The 26582-nt window shown below is 73.6% G+C and carries 27 protein-coding genes; 14 read left to right on the forward strand and 13 right to left on the reverse strand.

The window, feature by feature from the left end; all coding sequences use genetic code 11:
- Positions 1–167 precede the first annotated feature (167 nt).
- Both C4U44_RS16540 and C4U44_RS16545 read left to right on the forward strand, forming a co-directional pair.
- The gene (locus C4U44_RS16540) at positions 168–944 is read left to right on the forward strand and encodes a peptide deformylase (protein ID WP_103886559.1); all 777 of its coding nucleotides are present in this window, start codon (positions 168–170) and stop codon (positions 942–944) included.
- A 151-nt stretch (positions 945–1095) separates the two neighbouring features.
- Entirely contained in the window at positions 1096–1833 is a 738-nt protein-coding gene (locus C4U44_RS16545; RefSeq protein ID WP_103886560.1) for a flavodoxin family protein, read from the forward strand.
- Between the two features lie 46 nt (positions 1834–1879).
- Here the strand turns inward: C4U44_RS16545 and C4U44_RS16550 are convergent, their stop codons facing one another.
- A complete protein-coding gene (locus C4U44_RS16550) occupies positions 1880–2824 on the reverse strand; it encodes a DUF5996 family protein (RefSeq protein WP_235032135.1) in 945 nt (314 codons plus the stop codon).
- Between the two features lie 92 nt (positions 2825–2916).
- Positions 2917–4572: a RecQ family ATP-dependent DNA helicase gene (locus C4U44_RS42525; RefSeq protein ID WP_103886561.1), complete on the reverse strand. Its 1656-nt coding sequence runs from the start codon at positions 4570–4572 to the stop codon at positions 2917–2919.
- A gap of 119 nt (positions 4573–4691) precedes the next feature.
- Between C4U44_RS42525 and C4U44_RS16560 the strand changes: the two genes are divergently transcribed.
- From C4U44_RS16560 to C4U44_RS16570, 3 genes are read left to right on the forward strand one after another with little or no spacing between them, the layout of a single operon-like run.
- Positions 4692–5360: a DNA-3-methyladenine glycosylase family protein gene (locus C4U44_RS16560; RefSeq protein WP_103886562.1), complete on the forward strand. Its 669-nt coding sequence runs from the start codon at positions 4692–4694 to the stop codon at positions 5358–5360.
- A 27-nt stretch (positions 5361–5387) separates the two neighbouring features.
- Positions 5388–6176, forward strand: a complete 789-nt coding sequence (locus C4U44_RS16565; protein ID WP_103886563.1) for an oxidoreductase — start codon at positions 5388–5390, stop codon at positions 6174–6176.
- A gap of 59 nt (positions 6177–6235) precedes the next feature.
- Complete coding sequence (locus tag C4U44_RS16570) at positions 6236–6877, forward strand: RraA family protein (RefSeq protein ID WP_103886564.1); 642 nt, start codon at positions 6236–6238, stop codon at positions 6875–6877.
- A 52-nt stretch (positions 6878–6929) separates the two neighbouring features.
- Here C4U44_RS16570 and C4U44_RS16575 read toward each other — a convergent pair whose 3' ends face one another.
- Positions 6930–8330: an MFS transporter gene (locus C4U44_RS16575; protein ID WP_103886565.1), complete on the reverse strand. Its 1401-nt coding sequence runs from the start codon at positions 8328–8330 to the stop codon at positions 6930–6932.
- Positions 8331–8431: 101 nt separating this feature from the next.
- On the opposite strand from C4U44_RS16575, the gene C4U44_RS16580 reads away from it, so the two are divergent.
- Positions 8432–9001, forward strand: a complete 570-nt coding sequence (locus tag C4U44_RS16580) for a TetR/AcrR family transcriptional regulator (RefSeq protein WP_103886566.1) — start codon at positions 8432–8434, stop codon at positions 8999–9001.
- Between the two features lie 28 nt (positions 9002–9029).
- Here C4U44_RS16580 and C4U44_RS16585 read toward each other — a convergent pair whose 3' ends face one another.
- Entirely contained in the window at positions 9030–9311 is a 282-nt protein-coding gene (locus tag C4U44_RS16585) for a type 2 periplasmic-binding domain-containing protein (protein WP_200823274.1), read from the reverse strand.
- 504 nt (positions 9312–9815) lie between these two features.
- Between C4U44_RS16585 and C4U44_RS16590 the strand changes: the two genes are divergently transcribed.
- Positions 9816–11009 (forward strand): MFS transporter, encoded by a 1194-nt coding sequence (locus C4U44_RS16590; protein WP_103886567.1) that lies wholly within the window; start codon positions 9816–9818, stop codon positions 11007–11009.
- A gap of 84 nt (positions 11010–11093) precedes the next feature.
- Here C4U44_RS16590 and argB read toward each other — a convergent pair whose 3' ends face one another.
- The 4 genes from argB to C4U44_RS16610 all read right to left on the reverse strand — a co-directional run bounded on the left by argB (position 11094) and on the right by C4U44_RS16610 (position 16175).
- Entirely contained in the window at positions 11094–12023 is a 930-nt protein-coding gene (gene argB, locus C4U44_RS16595; RefSeq protein ID WP_103886568.1) for an acetylglutamate kinase, read from the reverse strand.
- Positions 12020–13174 (reverse strand): bifunctional glutamate N-acetyltransferase/amino-acid acetyltransferase ArgJ, encoded by a 1155-nt coding sequence (argJ, locus tag C4U44_RS16600; RefSeq protein WP_103886569.1) that lies wholly within the window; start codon positions 13172–13174, stop codon positions 12020–12022. Before argJ ends, argB begins: the two co-directional genes overlap by 4 nt.
- 511 nt (positions 13175–13685) lie before the next feature.
- Positions 13686–15008, reverse strand: a complete 1323-nt coding sequence (locus C4U44_RS16605) for an MFS transporter (protein WP_103886570.1) — start codon at positions 15006–15008, stop codon at positions 13686–13688.
- A gap of 87 nt (positions 15009–15095) precedes the next feature.
- Positions 15096–16175: an alkene reductase gene (locus C4U44_RS16610; protein ID WP_103886571.1), complete on the reverse strand. Its 1080-nt coding sequence runs from the start codon at positions 16173–16175 to the stop codon at positions 15096–15098.
- A gap of 165 nt (positions 16176–16340) precedes the next feature.
- On the opposite strand from C4U44_RS16610, the gene C4U44_RS16615 reads away from it, so the two are divergent.
- A complete protein-coding gene (locus tag C4U44_RS16615; protein ID WP_103886572.1) occupies positions 16341–16727 on the forward strand; it encodes a MerR family transcriptional regulator in 387 nt (128 codons plus the stop codon).
- 162 nt (positions 16728–16889) lie between these two features.
- Positions 16890–17651, forward strand: a complete 762-nt coding sequence (locus C4U44_RS16620) for an SDR family oxidoreductase (protein WP_103886743.1) — start codon at positions 16890–16892, stop codon at positions 17649–17651.
- A gap of 181 nt (positions 17652–17832) precedes the next feature.
- Here the strand turns inward: C4U44_RS16620 and C4U44_RS16625 are convergent, their stop codons facing one another.
- The 3 genes from C4U44_RS16625 to C4U44_RS16635 form a co-directional block, all read right to left on the reverse strand.
- Positions 17833–18648, reverse strand: coding sequence for an SAM-dependent methyltransferase (locus C4U44_RS16625; RefSeq protein WP_103886573.1), 816 nt, complete (start codon positions 18646–18648; stop codon positions 17833–17835).
- 105 nt (positions 18649–18753) lie between these two features.
- Positions 18754–18993, reverse strand: a complete 240-nt coding sequence (locus tag C4U44_RS16630) for a DUF397 domain-containing protein (RefSeq protein WP_235032136.1) — start codon at positions 18991–18993, stop codon at positions 18754–18756.
- A gap of 1 nt (position 18994) precedes the next feature.
- The gene (locus C4U44_RS16635; RefSeq protein WP_103886574.1) at positions 18995–19876 is read right to left on the reverse strand and encodes a helix-turn-helix domain-containing protein; all 882 of its coding nucleotides are present in this window, start codon (positions 19874–19876) and stop codon (positions 18995–18997) included.
- Positions 19877–20270: 394 nt separating this feature from the next.
- On the opposite strand from C4U44_RS16635, the gene C4U44_RS16640 reads away from it, so the two are divergent.
- The 4 genes from C4U44_RS16640 to C4U44_RS16655 all read left to right on the forward strand — a co-directional run bounded on the left by C4U44_RS16640 (position 20271) and on the right by C4U44_RS16655 (position 22346).
- Entirely contained in the window at positions 20271–20759 is a 489-nt protein-coding gene (locus tag C4U44_RS16640) for an ATP-binding protein (protein WP_160145047.1), read from the forward strand.
- The gene (locus tag C4U44_RS16645) at positions 20756–21229 is read left to right on the forward strand and encodes a hypothetical protein (protein ID WP_103886576.1); all 474 of its coding nucleotides are present in this window, start codon (positions 20756–20758) and stop codon (positions 21227–21229) included. Before C4U44_RS16640 ends, C4U44_RS16645 begins: the two co-directional genes overlap by 4 nt.
- Positions 21230–21317: 88 nt before the next feature.
- The gene (locus C4U44_RS16650) at positions 21318–21977 is read left to right on the forward strand and encodes an MSMEG_1061 family FMN-dependent PPOX-type flavoprotein (protein ID WP_103886577.1); all 660 of its coding nucleotides are present in this window, start codon (positions 21318–21320) and stop codon (positions 21975–21977) included.
- A gap of 138 nt (positions 21978–22115) precedes the next feature.
- Positions 22116–22346 carry a hypothetical protein gene (locus C4U44_RS16655; protein ID WP_103886578.1) on the forward strand — a complete coding sequence of 77 codons (231 nt, stop codon included), beginning with the start codon at positions 22116–22118 and terminating at the stop codon, positions 22344–22346.
- A 31-nt stretch (positions 22347–22377) separates the two neighbouring features.
- Here C4U44_RS16655 and C4U44_RS16660 read toward each other — a convergent pair whose 3' ends face one another.
- A complete protein-coding gene (locus tag C4U44_RS16660) occupies positions 22378–23646 on the reverse strand; it encodes a gallate dioxygenase (RefSeq protein ID WP_103886579.1) in 1269 nt (422 codons plus the stop codon).
- 103 nt (positions 23647–23749) lie between these two features.
- Here C4U44_RS16660 and C4U44_RS16665 point away from each other — a divergent pair, with 103 nt between their 5' ends.
- Positions 23750–24697 (forward strand): LysR substrate-binding domain-containing protein, encoded by a 948-nt coding sequence (locus C4U44_RS16665; protein WP_103886580.1) that lies wholly within the window; start codon positions 23750–23752, stop codon positions 24695–24697.
- Between the two features lie 139 nt (positions 24698–24836).
- Here C4U44_RS16665 and C4U44_RS16670 read toward each other — a convergent pair whose 3' ends face one another.
- Positions 24837–26372 (reverse strand): alpha/beta hydrolase-fold protein, encoded by a 1536-nt coding sequence (locus C4U44_RS16670; RefSeq protein WP_160145048.1) that lies wholly within the window; start codon positions 26370–26372, stop codon positions 24837–24839.
- Positions 26373–26582 lie beyond the last annotated feature (210 nt).

Raw genomic sequence — 26582 nt, forward strand, 5'->3', positions numbered from 1 at the left:
TCCCACACACCGCCTCAGCTCCCCCTCAGCCCTGGCGGCTTGCCCTTGACCCGCCCTCCACCCGCCTTCAACTCGCCCTCGCGCGGGCTCACTCCGCCCTCTGTTCTTTGCAAAGCGTGCTACTTTGCAAAGCAGTTGGCCGGGCGGGGCGGAAGGGCGTGCGCGCGATGGCGATCGGACTCGGGGGCGGCTCCCCGAAGCGGGAAAGCGGGCGGGAGCGGGACGGTGCGCGGGAGGCCGCGCGCGAACGGGAACGCGGGCCGGAGCACGGCCGGTCGACGCCGGGGCAGGTCCGGGTCCAGGGCCGTCCCGTGGCCTCCTTCCCCCTGGTCTCCCCCGAGGCCGAGCGCGGCTCGGTGCGCCGGATCACCGTCGTCGGCGAGGAGATCCTGCACCGGCCGTGCCGGGAGGTGGTGGAGTTCGGCAGCCCGGAACTGGCCCGGCTGGTCGACGACATGTTCGCGACCAACCAGGTCGCCGAGGGCGCGGCCATCGCCGCCAACCAGGTCGGCGTGGACCTGCGGCTGTTCGTGTGGGACATGACCGACGAGTGGGGGGTGCGGCACGTCGGGCACATCGCCAACCCGGTGCTCGACGAGGTGCCCGCCGCGCGGCGCCGCCTGGTGGAGGAGCCCGAGGGCTGCCTGTCGGTGCCGGGGCCGTACGTGCCACTGGCCCGGCTGGACCGCGCGGTGCTGCACGGCCGCGACAAGGACGGCGCCCCGGTCACCGTCGAGGGCCGCGGCTACTTCGCCCGCTGCCTCCAGCACGAGACCGACCACCTGCACGGCCGCCTCTACCTCGACCGGCTCGCCGCCCGGCCACGCAGATCCGCGCTGCGGGAGATGGCGTCGAGCCAGGACGCCGTGACCGCCCGCCGCGCCGCCCGCGCCGCGGGGCTGGGCAAGGAGTACCCGCGCTCCGGGCCGGTCACCGGCTCCTGACCACCGGCCGCTCCCCCGGCGAGCTGGGCCGTCCGGGTGGTCGCGCCCGAACGTTCGCGCCGCCGCGGTCCCCGCGGCACCGGGCTCGGGACCATGGTCGGCGGTGCGCCACCGTGAGACGGCACGGCGGCCCGACAACCGGGAGCGTTGCATGACCGCCCAGTCGCCAGGAGCCGACACCCCGCCCGCCCGCTACGACGACCTGCGCGCGCTGTTCGTCAACTGCACCCTCAAGCGGTCGCCGGAACGGAGCCACACCCAGGGCCTCGTCGACCGCAGCCGGCGGATCCTGGAGGGGCAGGGCGTTGCCGTCGACGTGGTGCGGGCGGTCGACCTCGACATCGCCACCGGGGTGTGGCCGGACATGACCGAGCACGGCTGGCCGCACGACGCCTGGCCCGCCGTCCACCGGCAGGTGCTGGCCGCGGACATCCTGGTCATCGCGGGCCCGATCTGGCTCGGCGACAACAGCTCGGTGACCAAGAAGGTGATCGAGCGCCTCTACGCGGGCTCCGGGCTGCTCAACCCGCAGGGCCAGTACGCCTATTACGGCCGGGTCGGCGGCTGCCTGATCACCGGCAACGAGGACGGCATCAAGCACTGCGCGATGAACGTCCTCTACAGCCTCCAGCACCTCGGCTACACCATTCCCCCGCAGGCGGACGCCGGTTGGGTCGGGGCCGCGGGTCCCGGCCCGTCCTTCCTCGACGAGGGCTCCGGCGGCCCGGACAACGAGTTCACCGAGCGCAACACCACCTTCATGACCTGGAACCTGCTGCACCTGGCCCGGATGCTGAAGGACGCGGGAGGCGTTCCCGCCTACGGCAACCAGCGCACCGCCTGGGACGCCGGCTGCCACCGCGACAGCGAGAACCCCGAGCACCGTTAGCGGGACCGGCGGGCCCCGCCAGGCGGCAGTGCGGTACCGGACGGTCCTAGGTGTGGTCGTTCCACCGTGCGGGATCGTCCTCGAGCATCGCCCGGTCCCAGCCGCCGGGTTCGGCGGCCGCCTCGTAGGTGGTCTGCAGGAACCGCAGCAGCGCGCGGTCGGGATCGTCGGCGGTGCGTACCGCCTCGTACGGCAGCAGGTACTCGCCCTTCTCCTCGCTGTAGAACGCCTCCGCGGGCCCCACGGGGTACTCGCCGAAGCCGTCGGGCGGCGGGTAGGCGTAGGCGTAGAAGGCGCCCTCGGTGCCCTCGCTGGGCCAGAAGCCGCAGCTGCTCAGCTCGTGGGAGTACGCCTCCTGCATCACCCAGTCGCCGACGTGCGGGGCCCCGCCCGGGTGGAGCGGGGCGGTGCGTCCGGAGAAGCGGGTGCAGGCCAGGTCCAGCGAGCCCCAGAAGAGGTGCACGGGGCTGACCTTGCCGACGAACCGGGTCCGGAACTCGCCCATGACCCGGTTGGCCTGGAGGAGTTGGCGCCAGAAGAGGTGGGCGGCATCGGCGTCGTAGGAGGCGTGCCGATCGTCCTCGGCGAAGGGGATCGCGGTCTCGACCTCGTTGGGGTGGGACTGGATGGTCGTCTCGATGCCCATCTCGTCCAGCGCCTCCAGGGTCTCCTCGTGGAACCGGGCCACCGGTTTCGGTTCGAGGCGCACGTGGCGGACCGCCCCGCTGTCGCTGCGCAGGTGCAACTGGTGGTCGACGAAGTCGAACTCGATGTCGAAGGCGCCCGTCCGGTACGGAATGGTGGAGGTGGTCAGGCCGCGCGGGGTGACGTAGAGCGGCACCTGCCACCAGTGGTTGATCAGCGGCGCCTGGCTGAGCCGGATCTTGCCGACGATCTGGGTCCACATGTGCAGGGTGTCGCGGGTGTCGGACCAGTCCTCGACCCGCAGGCGGGGCCATGCTGCCGTGGGGTGGGCGATCTGCTGAGCCACGTGGTGCCTCCCGTGGAGGTGTCAGGGGCCGCCCGGCGAGGGCACGTCGGAGGCCGGCGGGTACGCGCGGGTACCGGCGCCCGTGCGGGCGCTCAGCACCGCTGGAGGATGCCGGATGCGAGGGTCGACGCGGTGAGGTGCTTGTAGCCGACGTCGGGGAAGTAGACGAGGAGTTCGTGGTCGTCCCGGCTCATGAGCTGTCCCTCCCCCCAGAGCCGGTGGCGCACCGGGGTGCCGCCGATGATCGAGGGGTGGGGTGCGGGCGCCTCCTTCGGGACCCGGTCGTTGTCGCAGTTGCCGCACGGCGCCGGGTAGGTCTCCCCGAAGTAGGCGAGCAGTTCGGCCCGGCGGCAGCGGGTGCTCTCGGCGTAGGCGCGTGCCGCGTCCAGCTTGCTGGCCAGCACCGCCTGCCGGCGCTTGTCCCGGGTCACGAGCTGGTCGGTCAGGTCGGCCGGTCCGGGCAGGTGGCGCCGGGGCCGGACCACGCGGTGGCGGCCCGATCCGCTCAGCACGAGGAAGCCGAGCTCCGCGAGCTCGTTGACCACGCGGTCGACGGCATGCGCGGGAACCGCGGCGGCCCGCACCAGGTCCGCGACGGCGATGCTGCACCCGGCGTTCTCGATGGCGTCGACGACCGAGTGGAGCACGGTCTCGCCGAGGTGGGTGCGCGCCGCGAGACTGCGGGGGATGCGGATGGTGCGCGGGTCGTGCACCAGGACGGCGGCGGCCGGCTCCCCGTCCCGCCCGGCCCTGCCGATCTCCTGGTAGTAGTCGTCGATGCTCGCGGGCACCCCCGCGTGCACCACGGCGCGGATGTCGGCCTTGTCGATACCCAGGCCGAACGCGCTGGTCGCCACGACCACGTCCAACTGCCCCGCGAAGAAGGCGTCCTGGACGTCGGACCGGGTCCGCGCGGACAGCCCGCCGTGGTACGCCGCCGCGCGGAAGGCGTCGCGTTGCAGGCGGTCGGCGAGGCTCTCGCACCGGGCGTGGGTGAGGGCGTACACCAAGGCTGGGGTGTCGTGCGCGATCACCACGTCGACGCAGCGGTCGTCGACGGCCGCCGGCTCCGGCTCGGAGGGCTCGGTGAGCCGCGTGGCCAGCGAGATGTTCGGGCGGTCGAAGTCCGCGACGACCACCTGCGGGGAGCGCATGCCCAGCCCGCGGGTGATGTCCGCCTGGACCGGCGGGGAGGCCGTCGCGGTCAGGGCGAGGACCGGTGGCCTGCCGAACTCGGCGAGGGCGTCGACCAGTCGCAGGTACTCGGGCCGGAAGTCCTGGCCCCACTCGCTGACGAGGTGCGCCTCGTCGACGGTGAACAGCCGGACGGCGCGCGCGGATGCGCGGATCGCGGTGCGGGTGTCGGAGTTCGTGAGCTGCTCGGGGCCGACGAGGAGGAAGTCGAGTTCCCCCCGGGCCAGCCGGTCCAGGGTGTCCCGCCGCTCGTGCACCCGCTGGGAGGAGTTGAGCAGCGCGGCCCCGACGGTCCGGTCACCGCAGCGGCGTCCGGACAGCGAGCGGAGCTGGTCGCGTTGCAGCGCGATCAGCGGTGAGACGACCAGCGTCAGTCCGCCGATCGACATCCCCGCCACCTGGTAGATCGCGCTCTTGCCGCTGCCGGTGGGCAGGACGGCCAGCACGTCGCGGCCCTCCTCGACCGCGCGCACGGCCTGCTCCTGGGAGGGCCGCAGAGCGAAGCCGAACAGCGCGCGTGCCACCGACGACGGCGCGAGTCCCGTAACGGACATACCGGAAATTATACCCGGGGGTGCCGCTCCGGCAGGGGCCGGCGACCACCGCCGGACGCTCCGCGCGGGCCCTGCCCGCTCCGCGCGCGGCCGTTCGGGCCGAGCGTTACGTTGAGTGCATGGCCCGGCAGAGCGTCAAGGGACCGCAGGCCCACCTGCGCGGCGCCGACCCGGTGCTGGGCGCGGTCATCGACGAGGTGGAGCGCAGCGGCGGCATCCTTCCGTCGATGCCCCCCGACCCGCTGCTGTCCGACGATCCGCTGATGCCGACGGACTGCTACGGCGTGCTCATCCGCGGTATCGCCGGCCAGAACATCTCGGGGCCGTCCTCCCGTGCGATCTACCGGAAACTGGTCGAGCGCTTCGGCGGCGCTCCACCGACGCCGCGGCAGATCCTCGATGAGGACCCCGACGCGCTGCGGACCGCCGCCGGGCTGTCCCACGCGAAGACGGTCTCCCTGCGCTCGCTCGCGGAGCACATCCTCTCCGGCGCACTCGCGCTCGACCGGCTGCACGACCTGCCGGACGAGGAGGTCGTCGCGCAACTGACCGCGGTGAAGGGCATCGGCGCGTGGACGGCCGACATGTTCCTGATCTGGCACCTGCACCGGCCGGACGTCCTGCCGGTCGGCGACCTGGAGATCCGCCAGACCGTCGAGCGCCTCTACGACCTGCCGCGGCTGCCCCGCCCCGCCGACCTGGAGCGCGTCGCGGAGCCGTGGCGGCCGCACCGGACGCTGGCGTGCCTCTACCTGTGGCGCCGGACGGAGGCGGCGACCGCGACATGACGTCATCACGAGGAAGTGGGTAGCGCGATGGACATGGAGTTGGACGGCAGGACCGCGGTGGTCACCGGCGCCAGCAAGGGCATCGGGCTGGCCGCCACCCGTTCCCTCACGGACGCCGGGGCGCACGTCGTCGCCGGTGCCCGCACGCTGGGCCCGGAACTCGAGGAACTGGTCGACGCGCGCAAGGTCACCTTCGTGGAGGGCGACCTGAGCACCGCGGCCGGCCCGGTCGCCCTGGTCGAGGCGGCGCTGCGGCGCGGCGGCGTCGACATCCTCCTCAACAACGTCGGCGGGGTGAAACCGCGGACCGAGGGGTTCCTCAGCATCAGCGACGAGGACTGGAACACCGCGTGGACGCTCGGGCTGCTGGCGTCCGTGCGCACCACGCGGGCCGCGGTCCCGTCGATGGTCGAGCGGGGCAGGGGCGTGATCGTGATGACGGGCTCGGTCAACGCCTTCCTGCCCGACCCGCTGGTGATGGACTACTCGGCGGTCAAGGCGGCCCTGACCAATTTCGCCAAGAGCCTGTCGAAGGAGCTGGGCCCGCAGGGTATCCGCGTGGTCTCGGTCAGTCCGGGCCCGGTGGCCACCGACCTGTGGCTCGGGGAGTCGGGCGTGGCGAAGACCCTCTCGCAGGCCACCGGCAAGGGCGCCGAGGACATCGCGGCGTCCGCCGTCGCGGCCACGCCGCTCGGCCGCTTCACCACCCCGCAGGAGGTCGGCGACCTGATCACCTTCCTGGCGAGCGAGCGCGCGGCCAACATCACCGGCGCGGACGTCACCATCGACGCCGGGATGATCACCACCATGCGATGACGCCCGCCGGGCCCGGTGAGCGGGCCGGACCGGACCTGCCGGACGCCACAGGAGGCACCATGGGCAGCAGCGACGACACGGACCGCGCGGCGCAGGCCGCGGCACTGGGGTGCGCGGCTCTGGTGGACGCGATGGGCCGCGTCCACCGGCACCGGGCGCACATCCTGGCCCTGGCCAGCCCCGACCCCTCCCGGGCGCTGTTCGGTCCGGCCGTCACCGTGCAGTACGTGCCCTACCGGGACGACCTGTCGCGGCCCGACGTCGGCTTCGGCGAGCTGTTCCACCAGGCGGCCGGGCCGGCACCGGCCGGAAAGGTGCTGGTGCTGTCCAGCGGCGGCTACCCCGACGCGTCGCACGGCGGCGGCACCAAGCTGTCCCGGGTCGCGAACGAGGGGCTGGCCGGCGTGCTGACCGACGGGCGGCTGCGGGACTTCGGCGAGCTGCGCGGCTACGGCTTCGCGACCTGGTGCCGCGGTGAGGCCACCCACTGGGGCGGCGACACCGCGATGCCCTTCACCGCGAACGCCACCGTCGAGGTCGGCGGCGTGTGCGTGACCCCGGGCGACTACGTGTACGCGGACGCGAGCGGCGCCGTGGTGATCCCCGGGGCCAGCCTGGACCGCGTCCTGTCGGAGGCCCGCGCGATCGATGCCGAGGACCGCGCGACCATGGAACGCATGCGAGGCGAGCAGCCGGGATAGGGCCTGTCGTGCGGCTTCGCGAAGTCCCGCCCGGCCGGCGCCTGGAGGGGGTTCACGGAGTGCGCCGCGCGCTGAGGTCGGGGCGTCGCTCCAGCGCTTGCGCGGACGCGGACGACGGCCGGCCCTTCACCAGCCACAGGCCGGTGCCCACCGCGGCGGCCAGGGTGACGGCTCCGGCCACGGCGAAGGCGCTGTCGAGACCGGCCCCGAAGGAAGCGCCGCCGGACTGCCGGCCGCGGACCACGGCCCCGAGCACCGCCACGCCGAGCACCGCGCCGATCTGCCGCGTGGTGCTGCTGACGCCCGACGCGAGCCCGCCCTCCCGCGGGTCGACCGCCTGGATCGCGGCGCCGGTCAGCGGGGACAGGGCCAGGGCGAACCCGACGCCGGCCGCGGCGAGCCGCCACCATACGTTCGCGTAACCGGTGTCGGCGTGCACCCCGCCCAGCGCGAGGAGTCCGAGCCCGGCCAGTGCCAGGCCGACGGTGACGACGGACCGGTAGCCGTACCTGGCGGCGAGGCGGCCCGCGAAGGGGCTGACGACGACCATGGCGAGGGTGGTGGGCAGGGTCTGGAGCCCGGCCCGCAGGATCGAACTGCCCTGGACGTACACGAAGAACTGCGAGAAGAAGAACGACGCGCCCATGAGCGCGAACCCCACCACGACCATCGCCGCGTTGGAGACGGTGAACAGCCGCCTGCGGAACAGGCCCAGGGGCAGCATGGGTGCGGGGTGCCGCCGCTCCACGGCGACGAACGCGGCGAGGAGGACGGCCGCCGCGGCGAAGCCACCGAGGATCACCGGTGAGGTCCAGCCGCGCGAGCCGCCTTCGATCAGGGCGTAGGCCAGGGTGCCGACGCCGAGGACGGACAGGGTCGTGCCCGGAACGTCGAGGGCGCGGGCGTCAGGGTTGCGGGACTCCTTCAGGACGCGCCGCCCGGCCACCAGCAGGATCACCCCGATGGGCACGTTGACCAGGAAGATCGCGGGCCAGCCGAACGCCTGCGCCAGGACGCCGCCGGCCACGGGCCCGGCGGCCAGCCCGGTGCCGCTGAGCCCGGCCCACAGCCCGATCGCCCTGACCCGTTCCTGCGGGGCCGGATGCGCGGCCACTAGCAGCGCGAGCGAGGCGGGGCTCACGGCCGCGGCCCCGACCCCCTGCAGCACCCGCCCGGCCACCAGCCAGCCGACGGAGGGGGCGACGCTGCACAGCGCGGACGCGGCGGTGAAGACCGCGACACCGCTCAGGTACACGCGCTTGCGGCCGAAGCGGTCCGCGAGGACGCCGCCGGACAGCAGCAGCATGGCGACCAGCAGGACGTAGGCGTCGACGATCCACTGCAGGCCGGTCAGTCCCGCGTCCAAGCGGTGCTGCATGTCGGGCAGTGCCGCGCCGACGATCGTGTTGTCCAGCAGCACCATGAACTGCCCCAGACAGGTCACCACGAGCATGACGTTCCCTCCCACTTAAAGCAGCCATCGACTGCGTTAAGGAGGACCGTAGAGGGGCTCGATGCACAAACGCAAGTGCGGACTGCTTTAAGGTGAGAGGCATGGACGAGCAACAGCGCACCCGGCGGCCCGGCGGACGCAGCGCCCGCGTCGGCGCCGCGGTGCATCAGGCCGTCACCGATCTGGTGGGCGAGCGCGGTTACGGCGGATTCACCGTCAGCGAGGTCGCGGCCCGCGCGGGAGTCGCCGACACCACCGTCTACCGCCGCTGGGGCAGCCTCGAAGCGCTGCTCACCGACGTGACGCTGACCCGCCTCAACGCGCGGTCACCGATGCCCGACACCGGGGACCTGGCCGGGGACCTGCACACCTACGCGGCCGCCGTGGCCCGCGAGATCAGCGGACCCGAGGGGCTGGCCGTGCTCCGCCTGACCGTCGCCCTGTCCGGCTCCGGACCCGAGGGCCTGCGGCTGCGCGACAGTTTCCTCGCCGAACGCGCCCGGCAGATGCAGTCCATGCTCGACCGGGCGCCCGCGCGCGGCGAGCGGCATCTCGACGCGTTGACCGTCCTCGACCACGTCATGGCCCCGATGTACATCCGCGTCCTGTTCGGCGCGGGCCCGCTCACCCCGGAGTACGTGGCGGGCCTGGTCGACCGCCTGCTCGGCTGACGGCCCGGAGCCGCCGGTCAGGCCGCGGTCACCCCCGGTCGAGCGCCGCGCGGATCATCTCGCGCAGCCGGCGCTGGGCCGGATCGGCGTCGAGCCGCGCGTGCCGGAGCAACCGCACGTCGACCGCGGGCTCCGCGGGGACGGCGAACCAGCGGAGGCCGAGCGCCCCGCCGTGCTGCTCGGCGAGACGCTGCGGGACCAGGCCGACGTACCCGCTCGACGAGGGGGCCGACCGCTGGGCCGCGGTGCACCGCGGCGACGCCGGCGACCTGGTGCGGCTCGCCTTCGACCGGAAGGCCCCTGTGGGCATCACCCTGCATGCGGCCGCTGAGACGGGCCTACCCACCCGCACTGTCGCCGAGGCGATCGGCAACGGCCTCGGCCTTTCCGTCGTGTCCGTCCCGGCCGACCGGGCCGGCGAGCACTTCGGCTGGCTCGCCCGGTTCTCCGCGGCGAACATGGCCGCCTCCGCCGACGCCACCCGCGCTGCTCGGCTGGGAACCGCAAGGGCCCACCCCGGCCGAGTATCCCGCGAGCGGCTGCTACTACCGGTGAGCGGCGGGCCGTTCCGGTCGTCTGTTCCGGCGGAGGGGCCATCCGGTGGGCGCGGCCCCGGGGCAACGCGGCCGGGGAAGTGCGGCGTTCGTCCCGCCAAGGACCGCCCCCGGCCGGACGCTTCCCGCACCCGCCGCACCCCGTCCCGCTGACCGGCCGTCACCCGGCCGCCACCGCGTACCTCCTGGTGCGTGCGGCAGCCGGACACGCCTGGCCCGGGCAGCGGAACCCGGGCGCGGGGATCGCCTAGGGTGACCGTATGGCGTCCGACCGCGGCGGGACACAACGGCCGTGGTACGCCCTGGCGGCGCTGGCCTTCGCCATCGTCATGGTCGGCACCACGATCCCGACGCCGCTGTACGGGCTGTACCGCGCGGAGATCGGTTTCTCCGAGTTCCTCGTGACCGTCGTCTTCGCGGTCTACGCGTGCGGGGTCATCGCCGCGCTGCTCGTCGCCGGGGACTTCTCCGACGTCCTGGGCCGGCGGCCGGTGCTGCTGGTGGGGGTGGGCCTCTCCCTGCTGAGCGCGGTGTGCTTCGTGTTCGAGGGCGGCCTGCCGGCGCTCTTCGTCGGGCGCCTGCTGTCGGGTTTCGCCGCGGGACTCTTCAGCGGCGCCGCCACGGCCGCCGTCACCGAACTCGCGCCGCCCGGGCAGCACGGCCGGGCGGCGCTCACGGCGACCGCGGCCAACATGGGCGGCCTGGGCTGCGGACCGCTGATCGCCGGCCTGCTCGCGCAGTACGAACCGCACCCGCTGCGCCTGCCCTACCTGGTCCATCTGGCGCTGCTGGTGGTGGCCGGCGGCATCATCCGGGCGATGCCCGAGACCGTGGCCGTCAAGCACCCCCGGCCGCCGCTGCGCCCGCAGGGCGTGGTCGTGCCCCCCGGGACGCGGGGCGTGTTCGTCCCCGCGGCGCTGTCCGCCTTCGCCGGCTTCTCCGTGCTGGGCCTGTTCACCGCGGTCTCCCCCACCTTCGTCGCCGTCTACCTGGACGTGGACGACCTCGCCGTCTCCGGACTGATCGTCCTGACGGTCTTCCTGTCGTCGCTGGCCGGGCAGATGCTGATGGGCCGCACCGGAGCGGTGCGCGCGCTGCCGCTGGGCTGCGCGGTACTGACGGTGGGTCTGGTCCTGATCGGCTGCTCGCTGCTGGTGGAGTCGCTGCCGGTGCTCGTCGTGGGCGCCGTGGTCAGCGGGCTCGGCCAGGGCCTCGCCTTCCGCTCCTCGGTGGCGAACGTCAGCCGGGTCGCTCCCGCGGAGCAGCGCGGCGCGACGATCTCCGGGCTGTTCGTGGTCGCGTACGTCGGCATCTCCGTGCCGGTGGTCGGGATCGGCGCGCTGGCGGTCGCGGTGGGGCTGCGCTCGGCCGGCGTGATCTTCGTGGCCTGCGTGATCGTGGTGGCGACGACCGTGGCCGGCTACCTCGTACGCCACCCGATGCCCGCGGCGTGACGACCCGGGCCTCGGCGCGCGCCGCACCCGACGCGGCGGGGCCGGCACCCGACCCGGCACCCGGTTCGACGATCGACTCGTCGCTCAGCTCCAGACGGCGGCGGGCTCGGGGACGGGCGGCCTGACGTCGTCGTCCGGCACGACCAAGGTGCCGATGTCCCCGTCGCCGAACATCTCCAGGAGGACGGAGTGCGGGATCCGCCCGTCGATCACCCGTGCGCTGCCGACCCCGTGGCGCACCGCGTGCAGGCAGCCCGCCATCTTGGGGAGCATCCCGCCGGCGAGTTCCGGCAGCAGCTTCTCCAGCTCGCTCGCCGTGAGCCGGCCGATGACGTCGTCCCCGCACGGCCACGTCGCGGACAGGCCGGCGACGTCGGTGAGCATGACCATCGACCGGGCGCCGAGGGCGGCGGCGAGCGCGGCCGCGGCGGTGTCGGCGTTGACGTTGTGGACCTCGCCGTCCTCGGCGCTGCGGGCGATGGAGGACACCACCGGGATCCGGCCGTCCGCGACCAGCGCGCGGACGAGCGTGCCGTTCACCGCCGTGATCTCGCCGACCCGGCCGATGTCCACCCGCTCGCCGTCGACCTCCGGCAGGTGCCGGACCGCGGTGAGGGTGTCCGCGTCCTCGCCCGTCATCCCGACGGCGAACGGTCCGTGCCGGTTGATCAGGCCGACCAGCTCGCGCTGCACCTGCCCGGCCAGCACCATCCGCACCACGTCCATCGCCTCGGGCGTGGTGACCCGCAGCCCCGCCCTGAACTCGCTGACCAGGCCGTGGCGTGCGAGCTGCGCGCTGATCTGCGGGCCACCGCCGTGCACCACCACCGGCTTCAGCCCGGCGTGCCGCAGGAACACCACGTCCTGCGCGAACGCCGCCTTCAGCGCGTCGTCCACCATGGCGTTGCCGCCGAGCTTGATGACGGCCAGCTCGCCCTGGAGGCGGATCAGCCAGGGCAGTGCCTCGACGACGGACCGCGCCTTGGCCAGCGCGGGGTGCTCCACGCCCCTCATGACGCGTAGGCGCTGTTCTCGTGGACGTACGCGGCGGTCAGGTCGTTGGTCCAGATGGTGGCCGACGCGCTGCCCGACGCGAGGTCGGCGGTGATGACGACCTTCCGGTCGCGCATGTCCACGGTGTCCCGGTCCTCCCCCACCGCGCCTTCCCTGCAGACCCACACGCCGTTGATGGCGATGTCGAGCCGGTCCGGGTCGAACGCGGCGGAGGTGGTGCCGATCGCGGACAGCACCCGGCCCCAGTTCGGGTCCTCCCCGTGCACCGCGCACTTGAGCAGGTTGCTGCGCGCGACGGCCCTGCCGACCTCGACGGCGTCGTCCTCCGTCGCGGCGTTCACCACCTCGATCCGGATCTCCTTGGAGGAGCCCTCGGCGTCGGCGAGGAGTTGCCCGGCCAGATCCCCGCACACGGCGCGCACCGCCTCGGCGAACGCGTCGTACTCCGGGACGACGCCGGACGCGCCCGAAGCGAGCAGCAGCACCGTGTCGTTGGTGGACATGCAGCCGTCGGAGTCGATCCGGTCGAAGGTCTGCCGGGTCGACTCCCGCAGCGCCTTGTCCAGGGTGCCCGCGTCGAGATCGGCATCCGTGGTCAGCACCACCAGCATCGTGGCCAGACCCGGCGCGAGCATCCCCGCGCCCTTGGCCATCCCGCCGACCGTCCAGCCGTCCCGCGTGACCGCGGCGGTCTTGTGCACGGTGTCGGTGGTCCTGATGGCGACGGCGGCGCGCTCGCCGCCGTCCGCCGAGAGTTCGGCGGCGGCCTGCTCGACCCCTTCCAGCAGCCGGTCCATCGGCAGCCGCACGCCGATCAGCCCGGTGGAGGCGACGGCGACGGTGCCGGCGTCCCGCCCGCCGAGCACCTCGGCGGCGCGCCGCGCGGTGGCCACCGTGTCCTGGAAGCCCTCGGGGCCGGTACAGGCATTGGCGCCACCGGAGTTGAGGACGACGGCGGTCACCCGGCCGGCGCCGAGCACCTGCTCGCACCACACCACGGGGGCGGCCTTCACCCGGTTGGAGGTGAAGACGCCCGCGGCCGCCGTGCCGGGTCCGTCGTTGACCACCAGCGCCAGATCCGGGCTGCCGTCGGCCTTGATCCCCGCCGCGAGCCCCGCGGCGGAGAAGCCCTGTGCTGCTGTCACACTCATGGCAGAATTCCCTCCAGTGGAATCCCCGGGCACGGAGAATCACCGCACGTCCGGTGCGGGCCCGTCCAGGATTTGCCCTTTCCCCACAACCCGCAAGAGTTTCCCGGTCGTTGCACCGATGACCCGACGGCAGCGGGGGAAATTCCGTACGGCCGGCTGGAATTCGTGGTCCCCGGGAACCCGTACGCGAGGATCGGTGCCGCCGCGGGAGGGCCGCAGGTCACGCGGCTCGTGCAGGCCGGGACGACGTACGGCCGAGCGGGGCACGGGACGGGAAAACGTGATCGCGCAATCCGCCGGGAACGGAACAGGGTTTTCCCTGTCCTGTCGACGGGACCGCGTGCACACGGCAACCGGACTTATCGTTCGCCGGACAGCGGCGTTCCCTCACAGGGCGCAGGCGCCGAAGGAGTTCCGGCGGCGGGCGGAAATGGGTACCGTGGCGGAATTCCCCTCCGCCACCGGCGCGATGAGGGTGCGGGGCAGCCGGGACGTGCAGCACGAGGACCGCTCACGGACCACCGGTGCCGCCTGAGCCCCGCCCGCCGGATTGCCGCCGAATCTCCGCCGAACCGGCCTGTGCCGCGTCCCGCCGCACCCCCCGCAGCGGGGCCGAGGACCACCCCGCGGCGCCGGCCGCACCGGCGAGCACGGCGCAGCACGCGAGCGCGCACCCGACGCCGGACATGCTCGCGAGCCAGCCCAGCACGTTGTTCGCCACCACCAGCGCCAGGCTCTGCACGAGCGCCAGCAGCGACTGGACCCGCGAGAGGTGCGCTCTCGGGGTACCGGCCAGCACCAGCGGCGCCAGGTGGCACGCGAAGACGCCCGACCCCGCGCCCACCGCCCCTGCCGCCGCCACGGCCACGGCAGGGGCCGGCGCCGCCGCGAGCCCGGCCAGTCCTGCCGCGGCGAGCACCAGGCCCAGGCTCGCGCCCACGCCGATCCGGCGCATGATGCCCAGCCGGGCGGCCGCCAGCGCGGCCAGCAGCATCCCGGCGCCCTGCCCCGCCGCGACCAGACCCGCCGTCGCCGGCCCCCACCCGTGCCCGCGGGCCAGCAGCGGGCCGAGCAGCGACACCGCCGGCAGCAGCCCCGCCGCGGCCGCCGCCGTCAGCAGGAGCGCGGAGCGGAGGACGGGATCGGTCGCGGCGCACCGTACCCCGTCGGCGATCCCCGCGAGCAGGCTCTCGTTGCCGGGCGGGCGTTCCCCCTCGGCCGCCGGGCGGAGCCGCGCCATGACGGCCAGGACCGCGCCGAAGCTGGCCGCGTCGACCAGGGCGGTGCCGCTCAGGCCCGCCACCGCCACCAGGACCGCCCCCAGCGGGGCCCCGAGCAGGGCGGCCAGTTGGCCGCCGGCCTGCCGCAGGGCCATCGCCCTCGGGAGTTGCGCGGGCCCGACCAGGCGGCTCGGCATGGACCCCGTCGCGGGGAGGTAGAAGGCGTCGACGGTGCCGACCACCACGGCGAAGCCGAGCAGCATCCCCGGCGGCGCCCCCCAGGCGCACGCCGCAACGGCCAGGGCGAGCACGGCCGCGAGCATCACCACGTCGCCCGCGATCATCACGCGCCGCGCGCCGAAGCGGTCCCCCACCGCGCCGCCCAGCAGCAGGAGCACGGTCCGGGGCAGCGTGATGGCGGTGAGCACCAGCGCGGCGGTGCGCCCGCCGTGGGCACTGGCCGCCCAGCCGAGGGCGAAGGAGAGCGCCGCGTCCCCGGTCAGGGACGCCCGGGTCCCCGCGAGCCAGTACAGGTACGACCGGGGAAGGGCCGTGCGCGAGGAAGCGGGCGGGGAGGGGGGCTGACGGGACTGGGTGCCGATCGGTGCTGCCATGAGCGGCGACCGTAGGACCCTCGATCAGGTCGAGGGATAGTGACGTATCGTCAGATCTCCTCGGCGGCCAATACCGGGTCGAGCGGATCAGCCGGCGGCCGCGTACTGGAGCGTGGGGTAGGTCAGGTAGCCGGCGTCGCCGCCCCCGTAGTAGGTCGACTCCTCGACCGGGGCGATCGGCGCCCCGGTGCGCAGGCGCTCGACGAGGTCGGGATTGGCGAGGAAGGCGCGGCCGAAGCTGATCAGCTCCGCCCCGAGCCCGAGCCACCGGTCGGCGGCCGCGCGGTCGGTCTGCTTCGGGCCCATCGGCATGACCGGGTTGACGATGAGCGCGCCGGGCCACGCGCGGCGCAGCGCGACCAGGGTCGGCTCGTCCGCCGTGGCCTCGACGTGCACGTAGGCGAGGTCGAGCCGGGCGAGTTCGGCCAGCAGTGCCGTGTACAGCGCGGTCACCTCGGTCTCCCGCACCCCCCAGAAGGTGCCGCCGGGCGAGAGCCGGATGCCGGTACGGCCCGGGCCGACCGCGTCGGCGGTGGCCGCCGCGGCCTCGACCGCGAAGCGGATCCGGCCGGCCACCGAGCCGCCGTAGCCGTCCGTGCGCAGGTTCGCGTTCGAGGAGAGGAACTGCGAGATCAGGTACCCGTTGGCGCCGTGCAGTTCCACCCCGTCGAAGCCCGCCGCGACCGCCCGCCGGGCGGCCTGCGCGTACGACTCGGCGTGGCCGGGGATCTCGTGCGCGACCAACGCGCGGGGCATCGGGGCGGGTTGGGGGCCGGTCGGGGTGAACACCTGCCCGGCGGCGGGCACCGCCGAGGGCCCGACCGGCTGGAGTCCGGTGGTGTCCGGGTGCGAGACGCGTCCGCCGTGCATCAGCTGCGCGAAGATCCGGCCGCCGTTGCCGTGCACGGCGTCGGTCACCTGCCGCCACGAGGCTTCCTGCGCGTCGGTGTGCAGCCCGGGCGTGCCCGGGTTGGACTGGCCGATCAGGCTCGGCTGCACGCCCTCGCTCACGATCAGCCCGGCCGTGGCGCGCTGCGCGTAGTACGTCGCCATCGACGCGGTGGCCAGCCCGCCGGCGGCGGCGCGCGCCCGGGTCATCGGGGCCATCACGGTGCGGTTCGGCAGGTCCAGGTCGCCGAGCCGGTAGCCGCTGAGCAGTGTCGTCATCAGGGACTTCTCCTCTCCAGATGCTCTTCGGATGAGTTGCGGGCCCCCGGATTCCGGGCCCGACTGCTACGCTAAAACCTCACATCCATGTCAGAGACAAGCCCGCAACGGGTGACGGCGCTCACACGCGGAGTGGCCGGACCGAAGAGGACGGGGGTCGGCGCGATGCGCATCGGAGAACTCGCCCGGCGCAGCGGCGTCAGCGTCAGGTCGCTGCGCTACTACGAGGAGCAGCGCCTGCTCACGAGCGAGCGCAGCCCCCGGGGGCAGCGCCACTACCGCGAGCACGACGTCGAGCGCGTGCTGTTCCTGCAGCGCCTCTACAGCGCGGGCCTGTCCAGCCGCACCATCCTGGAGCTGCTGCCCTGCGTGGACTCGCCGAGCCTCGCCAACGCCCAGGCCGCCCTGGAGCGGATGGAGCAGGAGCGCGAGAAGCTCTCGGCCCACATCGCGGAGCTGCTCCGGACCCGCGAGTCGCTGGACGAGGCGATGGCCGCGGCCCGCCGGCACATGCTGGAGGAGGCGCAGGCCCCGACGGCCGCCTGCGCGTAGGGCCGCCCTCGCACCATCGCGGCAGGGCGACCCGACTGCCCGCGTGGACCGGTCCCGGCAGGCCCGAGCGGGCCCCACGGGACGGACAGGCACGGACCGGCCCGAAGCGTGACAATGGCGGAAGGGGGCGTGCGGGCAAGGTCCTTGGAGGCGGTGCACCCGATGAACGCAACAGCAGGCGATCCGAAGAACCCGCGCCCGGCGGACCTGTCGGGCCAGACGGTGGTGCTGATCGGCGGCAGCGCAGGAATCGGGCTGGAGACCGCCCGCCAGGCGCGCGCGCAGGGCGCGGATGTCGTCCTGGCCGGGCGCAATCCCGAGCGGCTGCGGCAGGCGGCGGACGAGGTCGGCGCCGTCAGCACGGCGGCGTTCGACGCCACCGACACCGACCGCCTCCGGGCGTTCTTCGAGGAGCTGCCCGGACCGGTCGACCACGTCCTGAGCACGGCGGGCAGCCCCTCGTACATGCCGTTGGACGGCATGGATCTCGACGCCGCCGTCCACGGCTTCGACGAGCGCATGGCGCTGACCCTCGGCATCGCGCTCCACAGCCGCGACAAGGTCCGCGCCGGAGGCACCCTGCTGTACATCGGGGGCACCGGCGGCCGCCGTCCCGGCGTCGGGCTGTCGGTGATGTCCGCCATGACCGCGGCCCTGCCCGCCCTCGTCGCGAACCTGGCGCTGGAGATGGCGCCGGTCCGGGTGAACCTCATCGCGGCCGGCTTCGTGGACACCCCGCTGTCGGCCTCGCTCCTGGGCGACCAGCTCGAGGCCAGGCGCGAGGAGCTGCGCGCGAAGCTCCCCATCCGGCGGGTGGTGGGCCCCGACGACGTGGCCGCGCTGGCGGTGCACCTGATGCGCAACGAAGCCCTCACCGGCGGGACCTACGACATCGACGGCGGCCAGCAGCTCGTTCCCGGCTGAGCCGGCACGCTGCCGGACCCCCTGTCCGAGGCGAACCCGGACGGCCTGTGGCGCCCGGTGGACGGGGAACCGACCCGCCCGGGAAGGTGACCCCCAGTCCTTTCACCAGCACACCCGGCTCCCCCGGGGCCGTCCGCGAGACGCCCGGGGGGCCCGGGTTGCCGGGTGGAGGGCCGACCGCTCAGGGCTTGCGGGCGACCGCGCCGTACATCGCGATCTGCTCGTCCCGTACCTCCGGGTCCACCGCGTCGTCCGGGCGCCAGCGGTGCACCTGGGTGATCCCGGGGTCGACCAGCTCCAGTCCCTCGAAGTACCCCTGCGCCTCGGTGCGGTCACGCAGCCGCATGGGCATGCCGCGCGCGGTGTACTCGGCGTTGACCCGGCCGACCTCTTCCGGCGCGAAGTCCGCGGTGCCGATCGACATCGCCAGGTAGCTGCCCGACGGCAGCGGGTCCAGCAGCCGGCGGACGATGCCGACCGGGTCGTCCTCGTCCATGATCAGGTGGACGATCGCGATGATCGTCAGCCCCACCGGCTGCCCGAGGTCGATGGTCTCGCGGAACTGCGGCGACTCGAGGATCGCGGCCGGGTCCCGCATGTCCGCCTCGATGTACTCCGTCCTGCCCTCCGGGGTGCTGGAGGACAGGCCCGCCGAGAGGGTGAGCACGATCGGGTCGTTGTCGACGTACACCACCCGCGCGTCGGGGGCTATGGACTGGGCGACCTCGTGCACGTTCGGCCGGGTCGGGATGCCGGTGCCGATGTCGACGAACTGGCGGATGCCCACCTCCTGCGCCAGGTAGCGCGTGGCGCGGTGCATGAACTTCCGGTTCTCCAGCATGTGCGGCACGATCGCGGGCCACACCTCCACCATGGCGTCGCCCGCCTCCCGGTCGGGCGGGTAGTAGTCCTTGCCACCAAGGATGTAGTCGTACACCCGTGCCGGATGCGGGTTCTTGGTGTCGATGCGGTCGGCCGACCAGCCGTTCTCAGGCACGCGGTCCTCCGGATTCCTCGTAGGGGTGCGGCGTCGTGCGGGGGGATAAGAGCGGGTACGTCGAGGCGCGGGGCCGCGCGGGCCGCGGTGGCACCGGAACGCGGATCACGGCTGGAGCAGGAAGTCGGCGGCGCCTGCCTTGGTGCCCTGGATGAAGCTCTCGATCTCACGGCGGTTGTAGATCAGCGCCGGACCGCCGGGGTCGGTGGACTGGCGCAGCGCGACCCGGCCGTCGGGCAGCTTCATCGCCTCGACGCAGGCCCCGCCGGCGTCGTCGCTCCACGGCTTGGACCAGCCGTGGGCCCCGAGGTCGGCAGCGCTCATACCGTTGCGCACGTGGTCCACGTCAGAGCTCCTTGCGTAGGGCACCGAGCAGTGCCTTGGTCTTCTTCTCCTGCGCGGCCTGTGCGGCGAGCCGGTCCATGGCCTCGCGGTACGCGGAGACGTCGTCCTGCTTGTCGAGGTAGTTCGACCCGATCAGGCCGCCCAGGTAGACCACGTCCGGGAGTTCGGCGGCCTCGAAGCGGAAGAGCTGGAAGGCGCCGGCCCGGGTGGCCGGGTGCGGACCGTTGGAGAAGGGCATCAACTGCAGCCGTACGTGGGGCAGGTTGCCGATCTCCAGCAGGTGGTCGATCTGCGCGCGCATCACCTTCGGCCCGCCGACCGGCCAGTGCAGCACGGTCTCGTCCATCACCGCCCACAGCAGCGGCGGGCGCTCCCGGGTGAGGATGCGCTGGCGGCCCAGCCGCAGGGCGACCCGGCGCTCGATGTCCTCGGCCGGCGCCTGCGGGTCGCCGGCGCTCATCAACGCCCGCGCGTACTCCTCGGTCTGCAGCAGGCCGGGGATGAACTGCGCCTCGTACGCGCGGATGTGGACGGCGGCCTGCTCCAGGCTGAGGTACGCGCCGAACCAGTCGGGCATCACGTCGCGGTAGGTGTGCCACCAGCCGTGCTTGTTGGCCTCGCGGGCGAGTTCGAGGAACGCCTCGATCTCCGCGGTCTCCTCGATGCCGTACGTGCGCAGCAGCTTCTCCACGTCGGACAGCCGCAGGCGGGCGACCTTGGCCTGCTCCATCCGGCGGATCGTGGAGTGGCTGACGCCGATGACCTCGCCGGCCTGCTCGAAGGACACCCCGGCGCGGGAGCGCAACTCCTCCAACTGCCGCCCGAGGATCATCCGCAGCACCGTGGGAGGCCCGCCGCTCCATCCGTTGTCGGTGGCCGCCATGCGCTACCTCCCCGTATGCGAGTTCCCTGCGGCCGCGGTGTGCCCCGGTGCCACGCGGCGCCGCGTGCTCTCGGCTCATTCTGCGAATTTCACTTTGCGGCTTGCGAGTTGAGGGTATCAGCACCATAGTGAGGAGCGACGGCGTAGCCGATCAGCGGCATGACTACGTTGTCAGAAAACCCTCCAGCGCCCGGTCGTCCGCCATGTCGTCATCGCGGAAGCCCCGACCCGGAGAAGGACGCCGTCGGTCGGACCCGGCAGCGGTGCCGCCGGGCGCTCGCACTACCGCGACCCCACACACGCGGCCCCATGAGAGGCGACGGACATGGCAGCTTTAGCGGGTATCCGACCCCCACTGATCCCCTCACCGCGCCGGAGCGGCACGGGAGATGCTGTGTTCCGCCTCACCGCCGACCGGACCTCGGCGAGCGCGGCACGCCGGGAGGTCCGTACGGCACTGGCGAGTTGGAGCCTGCGCGACGAGGTGTGCGACGACGTCGTGCTGGTGGTCTCCGAACTCGTCACCAACGCCATCGTGCACGCGGCCGGTGACCTGGTGGTCTGCCGGTTGCGCTGCGTCGGCCCCGAGGTCCGCGTCGAGGTCGCCTCCGAGGGGCACGGCGATCCCGGCGGCGACGACCGGGCGCCGGGCGAGTGCGGGCGCGGGCTGGTCGTCGTGGACGCGCTGAGCACGGCATGGGGGTTCGACGTGCCGACGCCCGGTGGCGGCTGGACGGCCTGGGCCACGATCGCCACCCACCCCGCTCCCGCGTCGGGCACCGTGCCCGAGCCTGGCCGCGCCGCCGCGTCCGGCGCTGCCCCCGGTCCCGCCGACGGCACCGCATCGGGCGGAGCGGCCATGCGAGCGGAGGTCCCCCGATGAAGCACCTTCCCCCGGCGGACCGCTGGGCCGTGGCACCGTCCCGGGACACCCGCCGCGACCGCCGGGACCGTTACGGCGACGACCCGCCGGCCACCCGCCGGCGCATCCGGGTGCCGGCCACCTCCGGCTTCCCCGCGGGGCTCAGCTGCGACGTGGTCGAGACCTCCGCCGAGCACGGCCTGCGGATCCTCGAGACCCTGCCCAGCTCAGGCCGCGTGTTCACCCGCGGCAGCCGGTGGTCGTGGATCGTGCCCACCGGCTCGGACATCGACGTGGAGTGGCCGTCCACCACCCGCTACCTGGTCGACGCGGCGGTCCTGGTCCCGGCGTACGACCCCGAGGACGGCGGCCCCGACGGCTACGGCCGGGTGCACGCGTCCGACCAGGACGTCCCGTACACGCACCCGATCCTGCTCTACTTCGCGGTCTGCTGCATCGCCGGGGTGCAGCCCGCGATGACCGTCAAGTAGCGACCGGGCCGCGCCGACCCGCCCGTTCCGAGCGGCGCGGGCGGGCGGACCAGGGACGATCCCCGGCCGCCGCATTAGGGTCGGGGGCATGACAGCATCCCTCGCCGGCAGCGCTTTCGACTCGCTCCGCCACGACGCCGTGTCCGACCAGGAGGCGCTGCGCCGGGTCTACGCGCTTCCCAGCGACGCGGCCGTGCGCAAGCAGATGACCGAACTGACCGAGCAGACCCAGCGGCTGATCGCCTGCTCCTCGCTGGTTCTCGTCGCCAGCGCGGACGCCGAGGGCCACTGCGACGTCTCCCCGCGCGGCGGCCCCGCCGGGTTCGTCGCCGTCCTGGACAGCCGGACGGTGGCGATACCGGACGCGACCGGCAACAAGCGCCTGGACACCCTGCAGAACATCATCGCCACCGGACGGGCCGGGCTGCTGTTCGTCATCCCCGGTCGCACCACGACGCTGCGGATGAACGGCCGGGCCTGCGTCTCCACCCGCCAGGAGCTGCTGTCGCAGCTGACCGCCGTGGGCAAGCCGCCGGCCAGCGCGCTGGTGCTGGGGATCGAGGAGGTCTACCCGCACTGCCCCAAGTCGCTGCTGCGCAGCGCGGCATGGAAGCCGGAGCAGTGGCTGCCGGCGGACGCCCAGCCGGCCTCGGCCGAGGTGACGCTGGCTCAGCTGCGCAGGCCGGAGCTGACGATCGCGGACATCGAGCGGGCGGAGGCGGAGTCGCTGAAGTACCGGTACGAGTGACGGGCGGCGGATGCTCTCCGGAGCCTTGGCGGGCCGGAGCCCCGAAGGGTGGGCCGCCTCCCGGCCTGCCGGGGTCGGCGCGGCGGGTCGGCCGAGCCGATGCTCTGACGGAGCATCACACGGCCGTGAGGGGGCGGTATGACAGGTGTCGACGTGGCGGTCGGATACGTCTTCGCGTGGCTGGTGCGCAAGGCGCGGCGGGTGGGCGGCCGCGCGGACGCCGACGTCGACCGCGGCCTGGACGCGGCGATGAACCGCCTGCACGATCCGGTCAGCCGCAAGCTCGGTGCGGATCCGGCGCTGGAGCGGGCCGCCGAGGAGGCTCAGCAGGCGCGGGAGGGGAACGGCCGCCCGGACGAGGGCCGTTGAGGAGCCGTGCCCCGCGGGTGCCGGGAGCCCGTCACTCGCCGCTGACGGAGTAGAGCATCGCCGTGTTCCGCGTGGCGAGGAACTCCTCCAGGCTCTCCCCCCGCATCGCCGCGTAGATCTCGGGGTTGGACACGCGGACGACCGCGCCGAGCTTCTCCAGCATGAAGAAGATGACGCCGTAGTGGATCAGGCCGCTCCAGTCGCGGCGGCGGACCAGGTCCCGTTCCTGCGCGGTCAGGCCGGCCTCCTCGAAGGACGTCTCCGGGTCGGCGAGGAAACGCTCGCGGTGCTCCCGGTGCACCATGCCGTGCAGGTACTTGTTGAGCCGGTACGCCTTCACGCCGGTGGCGATGTCGTACGGGTAGGTACCCGGCAGGCGCTCGATCCCGGCCAACTGCTCGGCCATCCGCGCCCGGTGGCGCTCGGTGGCCTCCGTGGGCACCTCGATGTCCGGGTTCTCCAGCACGAGCGTCGCGATCCCGGTCATCGACGGCAGGTCGTACGAGCTGTGCACCCTGCGCACGTTGGAGGCGAGGGCGCCGCGCATCACCAGCCACATGATGACTTCGGCGCCCTCCAGGCCGCCCAGGGTGGCGTACTCGGCGTGGGTCATCTCCGCGAGCGCCTCCGGCTCCGCGGTGAGGGCGTCGAGGAACCGGTGGTCCCACTCCGGGTTGTTGAACCCGGCCCGCTCGCCGTGGACCTGGTGGGAGAGCCCGCCGGTCGCGATCACCGCGACGGAGATGTCCTCCGGGTAGCTCGTCACCGCGCGCCGGATCGCCTGCCCGAGCTTGTAGCAGCGGGCCGCGGTGGGGATCGGGAACTGCAGGACACCGATCTGCAGCGGCACGACCGGCACGGGCCACTCGCCGCCGGCCCGGTCGAACAGCACGGACATCGGCGAGAAGAAGCCGTGGTCCAGCGGCTTGTCCTGGAACCAGGCCATGTCGAACTCGTCGGTGACCAGGCTCGTGGCCATGTGCCGGGCCAGCGCGGGCTCGCCAGGGACCGGGGGCAGCGCGCGGGCGCCGCCGCCCTCGTCGGCGACCGCGTACTCGGTGCCGACCCCGAGGGTGAACGCCGAGTAGTGGTCGAAGAAGAAGGAGGTCATGTGATCGTTGAAGACGTAGACCACCGCGTCCGGCCGCTGCTCCGCGAGCCACTGCCGCACCGGGGCGAAGGCGTCCAGGATCCGGTCCTGGTCCTGGTTCGGCGAGCCGCCGTCCTTCGTGTTCCGGTCGTGGGCGAAGCCGATGGTCGGGGTGTGCGACGTGGCGACGCCGCCGATGATGCGCGCCATGGCGCTCTCCTCACCTTGGGGACGGGTCGAGCCTAGGGATGAACGGAGGTGATGGGAATCGAGGAGAATTGACGAGATGAGCCCACTTGCATAACGTCAGGTTATGCAAGAGCCCTCCGCGCCGGTCCCGCTCCCGTCGACGGCGCTCTCCCGTATCCGGCTGCGCCACCTGACGTGCTTCGTGGCCATCGCCGAGGAGCGCACCCTGGCCGGTGCGGCGACGCGGCTGCGCCTCAGCCAGCCGGCGGTGTCCAAGACCCTGGCCGAACTCGAACTCGTCGCCGGCCGCCGCCTGGTCGACCGCGGACGCGCGGGGGCCTCCCTCACCGAGGACGGGTCCCGCTTCCTGCGGCACGCCCTGGAGGTGACCCGGGCCATGGAATCGGCGTCCCAGGCGCTGACCCGCGAATCCGCCCCGGGCATCGCGCCGTTGCGCATCGGTGCCCTGCCCACGGTCGCCGGCGGGCTGCTGCCGCGGGCGCTCGTGCGGCTGCACCGCGCGCGGCCGCACGCCTGGGTCCAGGTGCTGTCCGCGTCGAATCCGGAGCTGGTGGCGGCGCTCACCGCCGGGCGGATCGAGTGCGCGATCGGCCGCATGGCCGAGCCGGGCGCCATGCGCGGGATCTCCTTCGAGCTCCTCTACACCGAGTCGCTCGCCGTCGTCGCACGGCCGCAGCACCCCCTGGCCACCGGCCCGGACCGGCCCGTGCCCGCGTCCGCGCTGCTCGACTACCCGCTGGTCGTGCCGGGTCCCGGCACGGCGCCGCGCCTGCAGGCCGACGCGTTCCTGCAGTCGGTCGGCGCCGACGCCCCGACCCGCTGCACCGAGACCGCCTCGCTCACCCTGGCCCGCGCGGTGACCCTGCTGTCCGACGCGGTGTGGATCACCTCGCGCCACGCATCTCAACTCGACGTCGATCGGGGCCTGCTGGCGCCCCTCGACGTCGCGGTCCCGCAGAGCGCCGAGCCGGTCGGCGTACTGCGCCGTACCCGCACCCCGCTGAGCGACCTGGCCGAGGAGGTCGTCGACCTGATCCGCGCGGCGGCGTGACCGGGGCCTCGGCGGAGCGGCCGGCTCCGCGTGACCGGCACCTCCGCGTGATCGGAGCCTCCGCGTGACCGACGGCGCGGGGACGTCCCCGCCGGGAGTCGAACCCCCGGACGAGGACGTCCCGTTCGGAGACGTCAGGTCACAGGTGCGTCGTGGCCTGGCTGCCGGCGTGCAGGGCGTCCCCGGAGTAGGTCGCCGTCACCGTGTGGCCGCCGCCCTGGAGCCCGTCGACCCGCAGGGTCGCGGCGCCGTGGACGAGCCGGACCGCGCCGCCGCGGGCGACGCCGTCGACGGTGAAGCGGACCGTGCCCGTGGCCGCCGGACCGGTGCTCACGGCCGTCACCGCGGCCGTCACCGTCGCGCCCTTCCCGGCGGGCGCGGACGACAGGGAGGTGGTGGTGGTCTTGAACGCCTGCTGGGAGACGAAGTCGTGCAGCAGGATGCGCCAGACGTACCATTCGTGGCCGCCGTTGACGGAGTCGTCGGTGAACGGCACCCCCGCCGAGGTGAGGAGGGACTGCTCCCCGAGGGTGTTCGCGCGGATCGGGTCCTGGAGGCCGCCGCCGATCTGGATTCCCGACAGCGCGCGCAGGGCGGTGACCTGGTCGGCGGTGACGCTGGTGGGCACCCCGCCGCCGGTGCTCATGATGCTGTAGTAGCCGAACTCGGCGGTGTGGTCGAAGAGCAGGGTGTTGGCCCGTGAACCGCCCGCGGACAGGCCGGCGAGGGCCCGGTCGGCGGCGTTCGGCGAGACGTTGTAGTGGGACTGGACGTAGGGGATGACGTTGTCGACGACGTCGTCGGCGTAGCCCTCGTTGCCGTCGGCCAGGCCGTTGAAGTTCGTCATGACGACGACCATCTGCTGTGCCTGGCCGGAAGAGATGAGCTGGTCGAGGATGTTCCCGGCCGCGCCCTGCGTGGACCAGTCGACCTCCTGGCCGCCGCCTCCGTGGCTGAGGTAGAGCGTCGGGTAGGGCTGCTTGCGCGCGGGGTCGTAGCCGGGCGGGGTGTACACCACCAGCGGGTGGGTGCCCGCGGGCGAGGTCGACTGCGGGGACGGGTAGGAGACGTCGACCAGCCGGCCCTGCTTCTTCCCGGCCAGTGGCGCCTGCCAGCTGAAGTCGGCGCTGCCGAACCTTCGGTCGGAGGGCACGTAGACCTCGCTGTCGGGCTCCACCGATCCCGTACTGGCGCCGTTCGCCACGTTCCAGGGCAGGTTGGCGGGGTCGGCCAGCTCGGTGCAGCCGGCTCCCGTGTCGCTGGCGCAGTTCACGAAGAAGCCGTAGGTGAAGGTGCCCGACGGCAGCGGGAGGGTCAGCGACCAGACGCCCGCCCCGCCCTTCTTCAGGTCCAGCACCGGCCAGTTGGCGGCGGTGGCGTTGGGGTACGCGATCGGGAAGTCGCCCTTGGTCCACTGCGAGGGCAGCAGGCCCTGGGACGAGGTGGGGCTGGAGTGCGCGGCGTCCGAGAAGGACCACTCGCCCTTGATCTGGACGCGGGTCGCGGCGGGGTCGCGGTAACGGAAGGTGACGGTGTATCCGGTGGGCCCGGTGCCGGTGTGCCGCACCTCCGGGGACAGGGAGGCGGCCTTGGCCGGGGCGCCGCCGGTGCTCGCCTGGGCGGGCCCCGCGGCCAGCGCCGAGGCCACGGAGAGGACCGCGGTCGCGGCCAGCAAGGCCGCTGCCCTGCCCCGGTCCGGCCCCGATCGGGTCCGGCTCGCGGTGCGCGGTGCGGATGTCCCGGGCGATGAGGGGAGTTCACGACATGGAGTCACTGCTTCGCCTTTCGATCGACCTGGCAACGATCGTGCGTGGAGGCGCAGGGTTCGCTGACCGCCGTCGACCACTCCTGACATGCGGTCGCGCGGTCGTACGGTTCCCTGGGG

It is taken from the genome of Actinacidiphila yanglinensis, assembly GCF_900107965.1.
Lineage (GTDB): Bacteria > Actinomycetota > Actinomycetes > Streptomycetales > Streptomycetaceae > Actinacidiphila > Actinacidiphila yanglinensis.